This is a genomic window from Vibrio ulleungensis (genome assembly GCF_016900875.1).
Lineage (GTDB): Bacteria > Pseudomonadota > Gammaproteobacteria > Enterobacterales > Vibrionaceae > Vibrio > Vibrio ulleungensis.
The window spans coordinates 418,955-432,060 of the sequence record NZ_JAFEUM010000001.1 but is presented as its reverse complement, the minus strand read 5'-3'; the positions used below and the strand labels follow the sequence as shown (position 1 = coordinate 432,060).

Genomic DNA, 13,106 nt, shown 5'->3' with positions numbered 1-13,106 from the left:
AGCAGTGGCGTCGTAGGCTGCTACTTTTCAAGCATTGAGAGCTTGTTCTCTACCCCATTCCACTCGTCGGCGTCCTCGGGCGGTTCTATCATCTCGGTAATATTTGGCCACTTCTTACTTAGCTCGTCATTGAGCTCGATAAAATGGATCTGATCGTCCGGTATATCGGTATCTTGGCAAATGGCATTCGCGGGACATTCTGGCTCACATAAAGAGCAATCGATACAGATATCGGGGTCGATCACTAAAAAGTTAGGGCCTTCAAAAAATGCATCGACTGGGCACACGGCAACACAGTCGGAATACTTGCATTTGATGCAGTTCTCGGTCACTACAAAAGTCATTTAAACGCTATTTCTTCTTCAATCATTTACTGTGGCGTAAGTTTAAAGTAGAACCCTCAAAACACAAGTTTCTTTAGGGGCAATATGGTGTAAAATCCAGCCACTAATTTCGAAGTATCGATCTTATCCTGCCCTGACGGAGAGGCCGTCCGGCAATATTAAAGAGTAATTTACCTATGCTACGTTTAACCGACATCAAACTGCCCCTAGATCACGATGAGCAAGCGCTCGAAAACGCCATCTTGGAAAAACTAAACATCAAAAAAGCGCAATTGTTGTCCTTTACCATGTTCAAACGTGGCTACGATGCCCGCAACAACAAAAACATCCAGCTTATTTACACATTGGATATCGACGTCGAGAACCAACAGCAGCTACTTGAGCAATTTGCCGATGATCATCGAGTCAAAGAAACTCCCGACATGAGCTACAAATTTGTCGCCAAAGCGCCCGAAAACCTAGAAGAGCGACCAGTGGTGATCGGTTTTGGCCCTTGTGGACTGTTTTCTGCACTTGTTCTGGCGCAAATGGGCTTTAAGCCAATTGTTCTTGAGCGTGGCAAAGCGGTACGTGAGCGTACCAAAGACACGTTTGGCTTTTGGCGTAAGCAGCCGCTTAATACCGAATCCAATGTACAGTTTGGTGAAGGCGGTGCGGGCACGTTCTCAGATGGTAAACTATACACTCAAATCAAAGATCCAAATTTTTACGGCCGTAAGGTAATCAAAGAATTTGTGGAAGCCGGCGCACCTCAAGAGATCGAATACGTGAGTAAGCCGCACATCGGTACTTTTAAACTGGTGGGCATGATTGAAAAAATGCGCGCCAAAATCATTGAGTTGGGCGGTGAAATTCGCTTTAGTACGCGTGTTGATAAGTTCGACTTAGTCGACAATCAAGTACAAGGTCTACACCTATCAACGGGTGAGTATCTAAAGAGTAAACACGTGATCTTGGCTGTTGGCCACAGTGCACGTGACACCTTTGCCGAACTGCATGAGCAAGGCGTGTACATTGAACCAAAGCCGTTCTCTGTAGGCTTTCGTATTGAACACGAGCAAAGTGCAATCGACCGTTGCCGCTTTGGTGATAACGCTGGGCACCCTCTTTTGGGCGCAGCCGACTACAAGTTAGTCCACCACTGTAAAAACGGTCGCAGCGTATACAGTTTCTGTATGTGTCCGGGCGGCACTGTTGTGGCAGCAACGTCGGAAGAAGGGCGTGTTGTGACTAACGGCATGAGCCAATATTCGCGCCATGAGCGCAACGCAAACAGCGCCATTGTCGTCGGTATCTCGCCAGAAGAAGACTACCCAGGTCACCCATTAGCGGGTATCGAACTGCAACGTAAGCTAGAGGCGTTAGCCTTTAAAGAAGGCGGTGAAAACTACCATGCTCCGGCTCAGCTTATTGGTGACTTCCTTGCAGGCAAATCAAGTAAAGAGCTTGGCGATGTTCAGCCCTCTTACACCCCAGGTATCACTCTTGCCGATCTAAGCAAAGTCGTTCCAGATTACGTTACCGAAGCCATTCGCGAGGCTATTCCTGCGTTTGAGAAGAAGATTAAAGGCTTTTCAAAACCTGATGGCATGCTAACTGGTGTTGAAACTCGTACTTCTTCGCCTATCTGCATAAAGCGTGGCAAAGACTACCAAAGCATCAATACCCCTGGCCTATTCCCAGCAGGTGAAGGTGCGGGCTATGCCGGTGGTATCCTTTCTGCGGGTATCGACGGCATCAAAGTGGCCGAAGCCGTTGCTCTTGCCATGACTGAGCAAGCGTAAACTGCAGTACGTCACAGGTAAGCATTCTCCCACAAAGATGAATGTTTACCTGTAAAGAAAGCGACAGCTAAAACGCGTGAAGTCTGCATCGTTGCAGACTTCATCTCTTATCGCCCTATTGCCTCACTGAGAATGCAAAGTGATAACTGAATACAATGTGATCGGTTTTCAGCTGGCTAGTTAGTGTGCTTGAACGATTTACGCAACGATATCAAGAAGAACACACCGCAAAGCGACCAAATAATGCCTTTTAAAATGATGGAGCCTACATCGTCTATTGGGTGGTCAGTACGGATTTCCACACCGCGCATAAACGCTTCCAAGTGAGCAAAAAACGGAACAAACATTCCACCAAACGCGTACCCCCAAGCCCCAATAAGCATAACTTGAGCCTTCGCATTACCTTTAGCAAGCAATGTCGCTGCTAAAAACAGCAGTCCGCCACAGAGTAGATCTTCAACCATTGTGGTGGTGTTAATTGTAAAGTATTCAAATCCTCGACGTGCAATTTCACCAAGTAAGAAAACCGCGCTCATTGCATAGGTGCTGATCACTAATAATTTGTTCACTGTTCATACCCCACTATCTAGAAATTAAAAGACCAGAGCCAAAGTGGCTCTGGTCTGCAGTGCTACTTAGTAAAATTCGACTTATTTCATCTCTTTCATATAAGGAAGAACTCGGTAACCGTCACGCACCTTCTGACTTGGAATGTAGTGGCGGAATGCAACGCTAAACATACCCGAATCATTATCAATCTCTAGATTGTTCTTCGCATCAGGTCCACAGCCAAAGCTTACGGTATAAGTACCATCGGCGTTCTTGTCGGCAGTGTTTGAGCTCACGTTAGCAACATCTTTAAACATGAAGCCAGCTTTGTTGTAGACAGTGACTGACCAAAACGCTTGGTTCTCTGGATCTGGGAAGGTCGCTTGGTAACATTTGTCTGCTGGGAAATTTCCTGATACTTCATACACATTATCCGCTAGCTGTGCACCACCCCACCCAATGGCTGCACCAATCGCGTATTTCTCTTCGGTGAACAACTCTTTCGACTCATCTTGAGGGTCGGTAAACATACCAAATGTTGCTTGCGCACCATCACGTTTTAAAATCACAGGCATCTGTGCTTTAAGATCTTTTTCAACAGCCTCGAACGCTTCTTTGTTGACTTGTGGCGCGGTGAATTCGTTGTTTGAACCCGCCTGAATGCTCATTTTATCTTGTAGGGCGTGAACTTCTTCAAGGCTCAATCGCGTATCGGTACGTATGATAATGTGCACATGATCACCAGTATGAGTGCTCAACTCATAGGTACCAGCGCCATACTCCATCGCTTGAATACGGTGATCTTCGGTAATCACTTCAAGTGACATATACATACCTTCAGGAATTTCCGGCAAAGTAACAGAAGCACCCTTAGACACATCAATGGTTGCCATTGAGTAGTAGGTATCGCGGTTCATTCTCACTACTGGCTGGTCGTCGGTTGGGGTAAGAACACGCTTGTGTTCAAAATTGTTGACCCCTACTTTTTCCTGCACTTTTACAAACTGTCTTGCAGTTTCGAGTACTGGATAGTTCTCAACCGTAGTGATTTCACCATCATCAGCAAAATACTCAGTGAGTGTAGAAACGTCTTTAGCAAACGCTGTGTTTGACAATAGAGCCATGCTGACAAGAGCGCTGATAGTAACTTTTTTCATAATGTAAACCTTTAGATTCGTTGAGTTATGTAAGTGCTATCTCCGTTAGCGATGACTATACAATAGCGGCTCAATCAGGTTTTGACGAATGACCTTTGCGTATATGAGCCATACGCAAAAAGAATAACGAAAACCATTCCATATCCAATTAATGCATGCTGTAATTTATTAGCCCAAGTAACTAAAACGTGAGTACTAACCAGAATGTGTGTGTTACTGAGTAGTGCTTAAAGAAAATCTAATATTTTTAATTGCTTAGTGCCTAGATTTTGGGCCAGTAGACGCTAGATTTTAATAGTAGATACGATAATCGGAGAAGTAAATGAACCAGGCTTTAAAAGACATAAGAGAGCTTAAAACTCAAATGGGTCGCTCTGTGGTTGGTCAACAACATATGGTGGATACCTTATTAGTTGCGTTATTGACCAACGGCAACGTGTTGCTCGAGGGGCTTCCTGGCACCGCCAAAACACGTTCGATAAAAGCTCTTGCTGATGCATTAACAGTCGATCTTGGGCGTGTCCAATTTACCCCCGATCTGTTGCCGTCAGACGTCACGGGTACCGAGGTGTATCAAGAGGTCGATGGCAAGCCCACACTGACGTTCCAGCAGGGACCGGTATTCAATAACTTACTCCTAGCCGACGAGATCAATCGCTCTCCCGCGAAAGTGCAAGCTGCATTGCTTGAGGCGATGGAGGAGAGACAAATTACCGTTGCAGGTAAAACCTATAAATTGCCTGACCTATTTATGGTATTAGCCACACAAAATCCGGTTGAACAAGAAGGGACATATCCTTTACCAGAGGCGCAGATGGACAGATTTATTATGAAGATCAATCTGGATTATCCAAATGCTGAGGATGAAGAGTTGATCATCAAAATGGTACGTGGCGAAGAAGCCCAGTCTAACGAGCCTTCACAGCCAATTGATCCTCAATCCATTTTTGAAGCGCGCAACCAAATAACCAAGATCCATTGTAGCGATGCGGTGCTTAAATACATCGTCGCGATTATCGTCGCGACCCGACAGCCCGAGCTGTACCCTGACTCAAACTTATCTAAGTGGATTGCAGTGGGCTCTAGTCCCCGAGCAACCATTGCGCTCGATAAGTGCGCTCGCGCCATGGCGTGGCTGAGCGGTAAAGAATTTGTCGATCCCGATGATGTTAGGGGCGTGGTCCACGGTGTACTAAGACATCGCTTGATCTTAACCTACGATGCGCTGGCTGATGGGGTGAATGCGGACCGTGTTATCGACGAGATTCTTACCCACATCGCGGTTGCGTAGAGGTATTTGTTATGTCGATGAGCCAAGGCAATAGAGATCCAGACTTCTACACCAGCCTCGATACGTTGAGTCGCTTAAGATACAAAGCAACAGGATTTGATTTCTTGCCTAACCAGCCAATAAACAGCTTGTTGACTGGCAGACATGTATCAAAGCTGCGTGGCCGAGGATTAAACTTTGAAGAGATGCGCCATTACAATGTGGGTGATGATATTCGCACCATGGATTGGAAAGTCACCAATAGAACCGGCAAACCTCATGTAAGGATCTATTCTGAAGAGCGCGAACGAAACGTCTATTTATTGATTGATCAAAGAGCAGGAATGTTCTTTGGCAGTCAAAGAAAAATGAAATCCGTCATTGCTGCAGAAATTGGTGCACTTATCGCCTGGAATATCATAGGGGCCACCGACCGAGTTGGTGCCATTGTGTTTGACGATTCATCGTCGGTTACTGTCGCTCCCCACCGCAGTGCCAATCATGTGTTAAAGCTGTTAAGCCAAGTGGTGCTAAAAAACCACGCCTTGGGGGTAGAGAGCGCGGCGCTTTCACAACGCTCTTCATTTAGCGGTTTCTTTAAACAAGCTCAACGTTTGGTCAAGCATGATGGGCTGGTGATCATCATTACCGATGGTTACGGCTATAGCTCGCACAACGATGACGCGATCAAAAAGCTTTGTCAGCACAACGACGTCGTATTTTGTCATGTGACCGATCCTCTCGAGCATCAACTCGCCAATTTAGGCGATGTCGTGTTCAGCGATGGAGCAAAACAAGTCTCGCTGTCGAGCGATGATGAGCCGTTTAGAGAAAAGTTCTCCAGCGATGTTACTCAGGCTATCGAAGGGTTTGCAAAGCTTGCCCGAAAATTCAAAATTCCAATGCTTCACTTTAATACGATTGAAGAGACCGATGTGCAGCTTCGCGCCCAACTTGGTCATCACAGTAGGACAATGAAATGAGCGATGGCATAGAAAACCTGCACCCACAAGGCATCACGCCACTCACCTCAGGTTTAATGGAGCCTAGCTTGCCTGAGCCCATTAGTTGGATACCTGATGCACCTGGGTGGTGGGTTGTTATCGGTTTGCTAGCTGCTTACGTTATCTACCAGCTGGTTCGGCTATATCGGCATTATCAACGCAATGCTTATCGAAGAGCTGCGATCAAAGCGCTATCGGAGATTGGGCTTAACTCAGACCAAGTCGCAATGATACCGCTGCTGATTAGACGTACGGCGCTTTATGCCTACCCAAGAGAAGATGTCGCTCCGTTGGTCGGTCAATCATGGGAAGAGTGGCTAGATGCTCGCTGCCCAGGCAGTGATTTCAGCGTAAAACACGCGGGGTTACTCAGCCGTTTGGCCTATTCACATCAAGTTGATGAATCACAACAACAATTGTTGTCGCTGCGCGAAGCCGTGGCATTTTGGATAAAGCATCATGAGGTCGCACAATGATTGAGTTTGATTATCCTTTGGCATTTTGTCTGTTGATCGCGCCTTTACTGGTCTATCGCTTTATACCGCCCTACAAAACCACAACAAAAGCCCTAAAAGTGCCGTTTTTTGAGCGATTGGTTGCGGTATCTGGGCAAGAGGCTCTCGAAGGCTCATCCGAACTAAAACGCCGAAAAATTCAATGGGTGGTCGTGGTTATCGGCTACTTAGCACTGGTAACTGCGATAGCTAAACCCGTTTGGTTGGGTGAGCCTATTGAGCAGCGAAAATCTGCCAGAGAGATCATGGTGGCATTGGATTTGTCCGGCTCAATGTCGGAGAAAGATTTTGTTGACGCCTCTGGGGTTAAAGTCGACCGCCTAACCGTGGCAAAACAGGTTTTGAACGACTTTGCTGCAGGGCGAGAACATGACCGACTCGGTTTGATTTTGTTTGCTGATGCAGCCTATGTGCAAACCCCTTTTACTGATGACATCCCAGCTTGGCAAGCGTTGCTTAACGATGCTCAACTTGGCTACGCCGGATTTCAAACCGCCTTTGGTGATGCTATTGGACTATCAATTGCCCTTTTTGAGCAAGAGAAAAGCCGTCAACGTGTACTGATTTTATTGACTGATGGTGATGACACCAGTTCGAAAATGCCACCCATTAAAGCTGCGGAAATTGCTCAAAAATACAATATAAAGATCCACACTATCGCGATGGGTGATCCCAGCACTAAAGGGCGCTACAAAATGGACCTTCCCACCCTAGAGAGCGTATCGCGCATTACGGGAGGCAGCATGTTCCATGCGATGAATTCACAAGATTTAGAAAAAGCGTACCACGTGATCAACAACCTCGAACAGCAAGAGTTTGATGTTGTCTCACATCGTCCTAGACATAGCTTGCACCATATTGCGTTTGGGGTTTTCTTTGTTACTCAGCTGCTCGCGGTGGCGCTGGTACTGCTACTAAAAATTACACAAAGCACGCGTCGAACTGAGTCAACCACGGCCCAAGCGTCGTCAAAAGGAGCGCACCGTGTTTGATCTCCTAACTAAGCTAAATGTTTCTGATCTGAGTCAGTTTCACTTTATAAGACCATGGTGGTTGGTATCGCTAATACCGCTATTTGTGTTCTATCGAATGCTGCGTAAGGAAGATGATCTCACCGCGCAGTGGCGAAAGCACATGTCCGCCAAAATGGTTCAGCAATTAACCATCAATGCCCACAATAATGGGTGGTGGACGCCTACTCACCTGTTTCTGGTGATCGCGATAATTGCCACCTTGGTTATGGCTGGACCCACATGGACACGACAAACATCGCCACTTTACGAAGATAACTCAGAACTCATCGTGGTATTAGACGTAGCCGATACCATGAATCAATCCGACCTACAGCCCACTAGACTGACACGTGCAAAACAGAAAGTGCTGCAACTCATTGAGCGTCGCGGTGATGCTAAAACCGCCTTGGTGGTGTATGGAGGTAGCGCCCATGTTGCAATGCCAACCACTAAAGATAGCACCCTAGCCCACTACTTTTTGGATGTATTAGATACGCAGCTGTTGCCGGATCAAACAACACGGCCTGACGCCTTCATTACACCGGTGAAAACACTGCTGAAAAAAGCAAAAGCGCCTTCGACCGTTCTGCTATTAACCGATAAAACTGATGAGCAGGCTATAGCAAAGCTGAAGCAAGAATTTGCGCCACTGGAGCATCAAGTATTGGTGTGGGCTATTGGTGAACATGCCAACAGCGGTTCGGGTGCCGAGGCTCCCGTTGCGGGTCTTACTCAAGAAGACTTGCAGCGCCTAACCCAGCTGGCTCAATCCGGGCATGGGTCTATGATCCCATTCACTCATGACTCTAGCGATATCGACAGAGTGTATAGCTTGATTCAAAACAACCTGTTTAGCTCAGACGATGCTGACCAGCCTTGGCTCGATGCCGGGTATTGGTTGCTGTTTTTACTACTGCCACTGCAACTTATGTGGTTTAGACGAGGTTGGACATTAAAATGGTAACGACAATCAACACTCGGCCGACAGACCAACGCACTGTAGCCAATCACCGACTCATAAAGACCATTGATAAGCTAAGTCCTATCAAGCGATGGGGTCTCTCCATTTTGCTTATTGCCACAGGGTTAGTTTGCTGGCATCAGTTATCACCGGCATCGTTTAAAAACGCATGGCTGTCGAGTGACCAACAAGCCGCTCTCTATTTTAACAATGAGCAGTATAAAGAAGCGGCGGCCCTATTTGAGTCACAACAATGGAAAGCTCACAGCAGCTACTTATCGGGCAACTTCGTATCGGCAATCGAGCAGTTTGAACGGTTAGACAGTCCTAATGCTCAGCTCGCGGTTGCTAACGCGTATGCGCATTCAGGGCAATTCGAAACGGCGCAAACGCAGTATCAAGCGTTGTATCAAACCGGCGAAGTGTCTGACGCAGCAAAAGAAAATTTCCGCGTGGTGTCATTGGCAATGGAAAAAATCAAAAATGCGCCACCGGAGAAGAGCACCAATAAATCCATCGATGATCGCCAAATAGCCAGCGAAGAGAGCGATAAAAAGGCTGATAAGACTGTGCGCCTAACAGACCAAGCTTGGCTTAATCAAGTGCGCCAAAACCCTTCAAATTTTTTAAGGCAAAAGTTTCAAAGTGAGTACGCTAATGAACAAAAATAAACCCGGCCGCAACCGCTTGTTTAGAATGTGGTTAGTGGTATGCACACTTGCGGTAACCAGTGTTGCCTTTTCACAAAGCGTTACTGCCCAAAGCACATTTGAACAAGCGGTCTCTGAAAAGGACATTCGCTTGAACATGACCACCAGCGCGGATGAGGTGGTGATTAAAGAGCAACTCGACATCGAGTTGGAGCTGCTTAGTTTGTATCCTTTTGCCGAGGATATGGTGCTTCCCTATGTTGATATTCAAGATGCTGTGGTCGTGACTGATAGCAAACCTATCTCAAGCTCTACCCGCACTATTGAAGGCCAAAAGTGGTACTCACAAAAAACTCAGTTACATGTTTTTCCTACTACTGCAAAAACCTTTTCTTTACCCGAATTAGCTGTGGATGCCTCTATCGAGTCTACGGGGGGTGAAAAAAGTGCTGGTCGTGTGACTGCAGCATCAGCTGTTGAGTTTTCAGTCACAGAAATAGGTGGATCTGGCGATAATTCACGTTTAGTGGTTGGCAGCAACGCATCACTATCTGTGACCACCGACCGTGAGCTTGATAAAGAACTGTACGTGGGGGATGCCGTGACATTCACCTACAAGCTCGAAGTGAGTGGCTCCAATACCATCGTGCTACCCGAGATCAATATAGAGCCGATAAAAGGAACCGAAAACTATCTCAAACCACCGGTAAAAGAAAATGTCCTAAACCCGTTGAGCAAAACCAACACGGCGGTACTTAAACAAAGCGTAACCGTCATCGTACAAGAAAAAGGCGCCTACACGCTGCCAGAGATCCGTATACCGTGGTGGGACACCAAAAACAAACAACTCGAGACTCTGTCAGTGAGCGAGCAAACAATGATTGCTGGTAACAAAGGAGTGATCGCTAGCCTCACAAATGTCGATGTCCAAAACCTTGCAACAAAGACCATTGAGTGGCTAACGGTCAATAAAGCCACTCTTCCAATTGTTATTGTTCTACTCAGCATTCTTGTATGGGCAAATAAAAAGGTAACGCTGTTTTCTGACTTCACCCTTAAACGTAAAAAGCGCGCTTGGTTGGCTAGTCAGCGAAAACTGTTTCTATCACATATCGAACGCAAGCAGTATATCAATGCGATACAAGTGGCTTATTTAATCGTGGGCTCAAAAAGCCAATCCGCGACAGATGTATCGAGACACCTTAATGCCGATTCAGAGGCTATATGGAAAAAGCTTCAAAGCGCTGCATTTGATGGGGGTAAAACATCTACATTGAGTACCGCCGAGGCAAGTACCTTGATTGAACATCTGCTAAGTCCTAAGCAGAGAGCTTCAGAACCATTCACATTTGACTTAAATCTTAACGGTCAGAAATAAATGTCTGTAGCCCGAGCAACAACTTGAAGCAATTAGCCCACAACCGTTAGAGGAACACGCCATCTCTAATGGTTGAAACGATCAGTTCCTTAAACCATTTGTGGGGCTCGCTGTGCAGTGTTCTCTTGTGTTCAATTAAATAGAGATTAACCTCAACCTCATCGACACCCTGTAAACTCAAAATCGGCACTAGCTGCTCCGCATTCGCCGTTTTAGCCAGCATTTGCGTCGACGCCATCACACTGTCGGTGCTTTGCATAAATTTAATCAGCGAGGCCACCTGTCCACTTTTGTAAGCGAGGTCCCGTCTAAGGCCCAACCCTTCCAAATAGACATCGATGGGGTTTTGGAATTCAATGAGAGAGCTAATATCCAAGCTCATATCAACGAATCGATACGCCAAAATCTCTTCTAAGGTCACATCATTTTTCTGCGCTAGGGGATGATTTTGCGAGACATAAAAAACGGGGTGCAACCGCCCCAACTTCTGATATGAGTACTCTGTTTCGTCTTTTGGCTGAATAATATGGATCGAAAAGTCCACATCTCGTGACGATAAATGCTGAATCGGCGTAGTGGTGATAGGGTATTCCGCCATGCTAGCGAGTGGAGCCTGCTCAACAAGCGCCGTCGCCAATGGAACCGACAAAAATGTGCTCATTAGCGGCGGGATTGAAATGGTAAAGGTGTTGTCACAGCTTTGAGGGCTAAACTCCTTTTTCGACAGAATACTTTGAGTCGACAGCAATAGCTCATCGATTGCCCCCTGAAGCTCCAGCGCTTTTTGAGTGGGTGACAACCCATTCGACTCACGATACAAAAGTGGATCGTCAAAAATTTCCCGTAACTTTGCTAAGGCTCGACTCATCGCCGGCTGCGACAGATACAATCGCTGTGCAGCCTTAGTAACATTTCTCTCTTTAAGGAGCACGCTCAGCGACACCAAAAGATTAAGGTCTATGCGCGATAGTTGCTGTTCTATTGTTACCATGGTATCCGTCTCACTGGGCAGCGTGATCTCAAAGTCTCTATTTAGCTAATATATTACCTGCATTTCCAGTATGAAAATACCTAATGGGTTTATTGACTAATCTTGGATCACATCTCATGCACAACAGTATGACGACGATTGCATTCTCCTTCGTCTGTGACAGTGTGCTTTCAAAACGATAGCGCAGTGGTATCAAAAGACTCGCGAAGGTTTTCCCATATTACAACTCGCTTCCATTTTTGCATGTCAAATGATGGTAGTCTCAGGCTATAAAGACTCAACAAACTCGATAATGAAGATGAGAAAATACAAAGCGATTGAAACCTTGTGGCAATATTTGCAGCTCGACCATTGCGTAGTTAAAAGTGACCTAATTATGGTGCTATGCAGCAATGATCTTCGCGTAGCTGAATACGCTGCCCAACTTTATCATCTGCAGTTAGCCCCAAAGATACTATTCAGCGGTGGCTTAGGTCGATTTACTGAAGATCTATTTGAGCACACTGAAGCCGAGACTTTTGCGCAGGTCGCTCGCGATTTGGGCGTACCTAAAGAGGCGATTTTATTAGAAACAAACGCCAGCAATACAGGGGAAAATGTACTCTTTAGTTATCAAATGCTGAATGATATGAACGACATTCCCGAAAAAGTCATTATTGTTCAAAAGCCGTTTATGGAACGACGAAGCCTAGCGACGTTTGTTAAACAGTGGCCTATAGAAGAAACACAAGTAGTCGTCACCTCTCAGAAAGGCAAGTTTGAAGACTATCTCTGCATCGATATGCCAATCGATTTAGTGGTGGACGCTATGGTGAGCGATTTTGAGCGAATTAGAGACTATCCGGCAAAGGGGTTTCAAATTGAGCAACCTATCCCTAAAGAAGTTTATCAAGCTTATGAGGTGGTTAAGGCACTTGGATATTACCACTGCGACTAGCCTTAGTGGCAAACCGATTCATCTGGTGACGGGCTTGGCTGATTAAGCAATACCGTTTGATTCTGTTTGTGTTTATCTATCCGCTGTGGAGTATTAATGGTATACAAATGAAGACTATCCACGATACTTCCCGCTTTTTCGTCATCTTGCATAGACTCCACAAAACAATATAGATGGGATACGTAATCCTGATGATTTTTTTGTAATGTGGGTTGGCTGTCGAGGCTTCTCTCAAGGTCAGTTTCAAGGCTAACTTGCAGCGACACCGCCAACCGATTCAGCGCTTTTTGCTGGGAATCATTTAGCTCAAGAGTCCCTAAGTAACGCTCAATATCGTCTCTTATACCATTGCCGTCAGTATCTATGCCTGCGAGAGTCGGAGAGTTATCTTGCTCAAACTCAGGTAAAGGATTGCTGGGATACAAGGAAAAGCGGCATCCACTTACTAGCAGTAGCAACATACCCGTCATCAAAAAGCTTTTAGCGTTTTGCATAGAAAATATAAGTCTCGTCGTTCAAGTAGTCGAAAAAATTCAAACTATTTATCACTCAA

Annotated in this window: 14 protein-coding genes; 9 read left to right on the top strand and 5 right to left on the bottom strand. The window is 46.0% G+C overall.

Translation table 11 applies throughout. The features are described from left to right. Positions 1–20 precede the first annotated feature (20 nt). Positions 21–344, bottom strand: a complete 324-nt coding sequence (fdxA, locus tag JQC93_RS02110; protein WP_205156808.1) for a ferredoxin FdxA — start codon at positions 342–344, stop codon at positions 21–23. Positions 345–520: 176 nt separating this feature from the next. Here fdxA and JQC93_RS02105 point away from each other — a divergent pair, with 176 nt between their 5' ends. Then, complete coding sequence (locus JQC93_RS02105) at positions 521–2,128, top strand: NAD(P)/FAD-dependent oxidoreductase (protein WP_205156807.1); 1,608 nt, start codon at positions 521–523, stop codon at positions 2,126–2,128. A 176-nt stretch (positions 2,129–2,304) separates the two neighbouring features. Here JQC93_RS02105 and JQC93_RS02100 read toward each other — a convergent pair whose 3' ends face one another. Next, the gene (locus tag JQC93_RS02100) at positions 2,305–2,697 is read right to left on the bottom strand and encodes a hypothetical protein (RefSeq protein ID WP_328832978.1); all 393 of its coding nucleotides are present in this window, start codon (positions 2,695–2,697) and stop codon (positions 2,305–2,307) included. A gap of 81 nt (positions 2,698–2,778) precedes the next feature. Further along, complete coding sequence (locus JQC93_RS02095; protein ID WP_205156806.1) at positions 2,779–3,834, bottom strand: DUF1254 domain-containing protein; 1,056 nt, start codon at positions 3,832–3,834, stop codon at positions 2,779–2,781. 322 nt (positions 3,835–4,156) lie between these two features. Here JQC93_RS02095 and JQC93_RS02090 point away from each other — a divergent pair, with 322 nt between their 5' ends. From JQC93_RS02090 to JQC93_RS02060, 7 genes are read left to right on the top strand one after another with little or no spacing between them, the layout of a single operon-like run. Continuing rightward, a complete protein-coding gene (locus JQC93_RS02090) occupies positions 4,157–5,125 on the top strand; it encodes an AAA family ATPase (RefSeq protein ID WP_205156805.1) in 969 nt (322 codons plus the stop codon). Positions 5,126–5,136: 11 nt separating this feature from the next. Beyond that, a complete protein-coding gene (locus tag JQC93_RS02085; RefSeq protein WP_236009245.1) occupies positions 5,137–6,087 on the top strand; it encodes a DUF58 domain-containing protein in 951 nt (316 codons plus the stop codon). Then, positions 6,084–6,584, top strand: coding sequence for a DUF4381 domain-containing protein (locus tag JQC93_RS02080; protein ID WP_205156804.1), 501 nt, complete (start codon positions 6,084–6,086; stop codon positions 6,582–6,584). Before JQC93_RS02085 ends, JQC93_RS02080 begins: the two co-directional genes overlap by 4 nt. Then, the gene (locus JQC93_RS02075; protein ID WP_205156803.1) at positions 6,581–7,615 is read left to right on the top strand and encodes a vWA domain-containing protein; all 1,035 of its coding nucleotides are present in this window, start codon (positions 6,581–6,583) and stop codon (positions 7,613–7,615) included. The genes JQC93_RS02080 and JQC93_RS02075 overlap by 4 nt, the downstream gene beginning before the upstream one ends. Then, on the top strand, positions 7,608–8,600 hold the full coding sequence (locus JQC93_RS02070) for a VWA domain-containing protein (protein WP_328832973.1): 993 nt from the start codon (positions 7,608–7,610) through the stop codon (positions 8,598–8,600). The genes JQC93_RS02075 and JQC93_RS02070 overlap by 8 nt, the downstream gene beginning before the upstream one ends. Next, complete coding sequence (locus JQC93_RS02065; protein ID WP_205156802.1) at positions 8,594–9,268, top strand: hypothetical protein; 675 nt, start codon at positions 8,594–8,596, stop codon at positions 9,266–9,268. Before JQC93_RS02070 ends, JQC93_RS02065 begins: the two co-directional genes overlap by 7 nt. After that, positions 9,255–10,625 carry a BatD family protein gene (locus JQC93_RS02060; RefSeq protein ID WP_205156801.1) on the top strand — a complete coding sequence of 457 codons (1,371 nt, stop codon included), beginning with the start codon at positions 9,255–9,257 and terminating at the stop codon, positions 10,623–10,625. The genes JQC93_RS02065 and JQC93_RS02060 overlap by 14 nt, the downstream gene beginning before the upstream one ends. Before the next feature lie 46 nt (positions 10,626–10,671). Here the strand turns inward: JQC93_RS02060 and JQC93_RS02055 are convergent, their stop codons facing one another. Then, positions 10,672–11,616 carry a LysR family transcriptional regulator gene (locus tag JQC93_RS02055; protein WP_205156800.1) on the bottom strand — a complete coding sequence of 315 codons (945 nt, stop codon included), beginning with the start codon at positions 11,614–11,616 and terminating at the stop codon, positions 10,672–10,674. 292 nt (positions 11,617–11,908) lie between these two features. Here JQC93_RS02055 and JQC93_RS02050 point away from each other — a divergent pair, with 292 nt between their 5' ends. Continuing rightward, complete coding sequence (locus JQC93_RS02050; protein WP_205156799.1) at positions 11,909–12,553, top strand: YdcF family protein; 645 nt, start codon at positions 11,909–11,911, stop codon at positions 12,551–12,553. A gap of 2 nt (positions 12,554–12,555) precedes the next feature. Here JQC93_RS02050 and JQC93_RS02045 read toward each other — a convergent pair whose 3' ends face one another. After that, positions 12,556–13,047, bottom strand: coding sequence for a hypothetical protein (locus tag JQC93_RS02045; RefSeq protein ID WP_205156798.1), 492 nt, complete (start codon positions 13,045–13,047; stop codon positions 12,556–12,558). Between the last annotated feature and the right edge of the window lie 59 nt (positions 13,048–13,106).

Bases quoted from the DNA above. Each gene is read 5' to 3' on its own strand.
- fdxA (WP_205156808.1), bottom strand. From the start codon at position 344: ATGACTTTTGTAGTGACCGAGAACTGCATCAAATGCAAGTATTCCGAC.
- JQC93_RS02105 (WP_205156807.1), top strand. From the start codon at position 521: ATGCTACGTTTAACCGACATCAAACTGCCCCTAGATCACGATGAGCAA.
- JQC93_RS02095 (WP_205156806.1), bottom strand. From the start codon at position 3,834: ATGAAAAAAGTTACTATCAGCGCTCTTGTCAGCATGGCTCTATTGTCA.
- JQC93_RS02090 (WP_205156805.1), top strand. From the start codon at position 4,157: ATGAACCAGGCTTTAAAAGACATAAGAGAGCTTAAAACTCAAATGGGT.
- JQC93_RS02085 (WP_236009245.1), top strand. From the start codon at position 5,137: ATGTCGATGAGCCAAGGCAATAGAGATCCAGACTTCTACACCAGCCTC.
- JQC93_RS02080 (WP_205156804.1), top strand. From the start codon at position 6,084: ATGAGCGATGGCATAGAAAACCTGCACCCACAAGGCATCACGCCACTC.
- JQC93_RS02075 (WP_205156803.1), top strand. From the start codon at position 6,581: ATGATTGAGTTTGATTATCCTTTGGCATTTTGTCTGTTGATCGCGCCT.
- JQC93_RS02065 (WP_205156802.1), top strand. From the start codon at position 8,594: ATGGTAACGACAATCAACACTCGGCCGACAGACCAACGCACTGTAGCC.
- JQC93_RS02060 (WP_205156801.1), top strand. From the start codon at position 9,255: ATGAACAAAAATAAACCCGGCCGCAACCGCTTGTTTAGAATGTGGTTA.
- JQC93_RS02055 (WP_205156800.1), bottom strand. From the start codon at position 11,616: ATGGTAACAATAGAACAGCAACTATCGCGCATAGACCTTAATCTTTTG.
- JQC93_RS02050 (WP_205156799.1), top strand. From the start codon at position 11,909: ATGAAGATGAGAAAATACAAAGCGATTGAAACCTTGTGGCAATATTTG.
- JQC93_RS02045 (WP_205156798.1), bottom strand. From the start codon at position 13,047: ATGCAAAACGCTAAAAGCTTTTTGATGACGGGTATGTTGCTACTGCTA.